This is a genomic window from Carboxydocella sp. JDF658 (assembly GCF_002049395.1).
Taxonomy (GTDB): Bacteria; Bacillota.
On sequence record NZ_BDLR01000056.1, the window covers coordinates 1 to 2,568 of the forward strand.

At 48.3% G+C, this 2,568-nt stretch carries 1 protein-coding gene and 1 pseudogene; both read right to left on the reverse strand.

Annotated features, from left to right (window positions below; genetic code table 11):
* Positions 1-276 precede the first annotated feature (276 nt).
* A complete protein-coding gene (gene ltrA / locus JDF658_RS09410) occupies positions 277-1,530 on the reverse strand; it encodes a group II intron reverse transcriptase/maturase (RefSeq protein WP_200805669.1) in 1,254 nt (417 codons plus the stop codon).
* Positions 1,531-2,103: 573 nt separating this feature from the next.
* Positions 2,104-2,345 (reverse strand): annotated as a pseudogene (locus JDF658_RS14980) (DUF6803 family protein).
* Between the last annotated feature and the right edge of the window lie 223 nt (positions 2,346-2,568).

Consider the following 2,568-nt stretch of genomic DNA (forward strand, 5'->3'; position numbering starts at 1 on the left):
TTCCTTATGGCTACTTTTGCTATGTGAAGTTGTCAAGGTTCGATTTGGAAGTAATTATCCAGCATTACCCAATGCAATCATCGACTTTCCGAGATGCTACTAAATTTCATTTTTGATATGGCGATTTTAATTGTTAAATATAAAATATAACACTCGTTGCCTATTGTCAATTATTTTTTACAAACTTTTTCCTTCACCCTTGAGTCAATCGAGTAGAAGGAGGTGATTAACCCCGTCCTCTCACACCACCGTACGTACCGTTCGGTATACGGCGGTTCACCAAGCTTGACGAATGCGATGATAACGTTCAGTCAAACTCTTCAAGCCCTGACTTTGCCAGTAGGCATTGTTCAGGGCGTTATTTAATTGTCGAGACATTCGCCAGTAGCCTTTACGGGCATTAGCCATTATATGGACTACTCGCTCCGATAGGCCCAAGGCCCGCAGCTCACGGTATCGGGTTCGGACACGTTTCCATTGTTTCCAGACGCACATCCGCAATCTTCGCCTTAGCCACCCTTCGATTTCCTGGAATACGCCCGGCGTTTCCGCCAGCGCATAGTATCCTATCCAGCCTCCAAGGTAGGCATTGATGCTCTTGATGCGGTCCGAAATCTTCTCTGCCCTGCTTCGTGATGTCATTTCCCGAAGTCTATTCTTTACTCGTTTAACTGTTTCCGGGGCTAATCTGATTCCTACTCTGTCTTTCCCTCTGTACATACTGAAGCCCAGAAACTTCCGCTTCCACGGCCTGTCTACCGCACTCTTTGTCTCGTTTACTTTGAGTTTTAACTTGTCCTCCAGGAAGAATTTAATGCTCTCAAACACCCGCTCCCCAGCTCGCTGACTTCGGACGTAAATGTTACAGTCGTCCGCATAGCGCACGAATCTGTGTCCTCGTCTTTCCAGTTCCCGGTCCAGGTCATCCAGCATTATGTTAGCCAGCAATGGACTCAATGGCCCTCCCTGGGGAGTGCCTTCTTCAGTGTCCATTACTACTCCGTTGACCATTACTCCGGCCTGAAGATAGCGGCGGATAAGTCTTAGTACCCGCTTGTCTCTCACTTTGCGGGCAACACGGGCCATTAAGATGTCATGGTTTACCCGGTCGAAGAATTTCTCCAGGTCCATGTCTACCACCCAGGTGTATCCTTCCTCTGCGTACTTCCTTGCCTGTCTGACCGCATCATGTCCCCTGCGTCCAGGTCTAAACCCGTAGCTGTACGGGGAAAACTCCGGGTCAAAGATGGGAGTAAGCACTTGCAGAAGAGCCTGCTGGATTAGGCGATCTATGACGGTTGGGATTCCTAATAACCTTGTTCCGCCGCCAGGTTTCGGGATTTCGACCCGGCGTACCGGTTGCGGCTTATAGGTTCCCGTGAGTAGCTCTTCCCTGATTCTGTCCCAGTGCTCCCTTACATAGTCCCGGAGGTCTTTCACCGTGACCTGGTCTATTCCTGGGGCACCTTTGTTCTCCTCCACCCGTCTTAGCGCTGCCAGCATATTCTGTCTGGCTACCACCTTCTCCATCAGGTCGTCACCATCGCTTCCGCGGGTTGGGCTCTCGGGTTGTGCCGGAGTTACACTCGGCCCTCCATGGGTCCCCTGCGGATTCACCGCTTCCTCCCCATGGCAGGCCCCATATGGGGTTTTCTGCTGTCTTTGTGTATCTCTCGAACGTGCCAAGTCCATCCCTCGCTTCGTGTTCGGCCCTTCACCAGTTTGACGTCAATACTGGCTACTATGACCTCTGCTGACTTCTGCCGGTTCAGCCAGGCCTTACAACCTGGGTTATTGGCATTACCAACATTTCCCCTGTTCGTCGGGCCGGAGGTTTGCCGCCGACTTCCTTCAGATTCCACCTCACGGTGGACACCCTTGTCTTAAGCTACGGCTACGCTACCTTCGCCGTTCGGGACTTCCACCCTATAGACAACGCCCATGCCGGGCGCACAGCAATGCAGGCACGAGGACTATCCTCGTGCCTGTTCACTATATACATATAGTGTTTTTCGCATAGAAATGTAACACGCTTGAATGAATTTTTTAAACTCCAGGGAGTTATCTTTTATCCGGAATAGTAGCCTTTATAACTTCACATATTCATCCCACTGCCACCGTGGCTAAAACATCAGGACTCAGCATTCCAATAATCATTGCAATATGAACTACTATAAGGAATGTGGCCACTCCAGTACTCCAATTTCTAACAAACTAATCCCGAACAGAGTTATTGCTCCAGATAAATAAAAACCTACTGCCAGAATATCTGCAATACCTCGCCACTTTCCGCTAGCAGTAAGAGGAATTACTGCCGTTTTGAAGAGATAGAGAAAAATTCCCATAAGCCCGTTTTGTGGTGATTACACTAATGTGCAAATCTTTGGCCAGCTGCCGGATCGAGAGGAGAAGCCTGTTTATATTCTATTAGAATTATCGTATCATAAAAGTAGAATATTCTACTAGGAGGCCAATTAAATGATTATAAGATCATCTACAATGCTTCGTAATAAATATAATACCATTTCCCAGCTTGCCCATGAAAAAGCAGAACCTATATACATCACA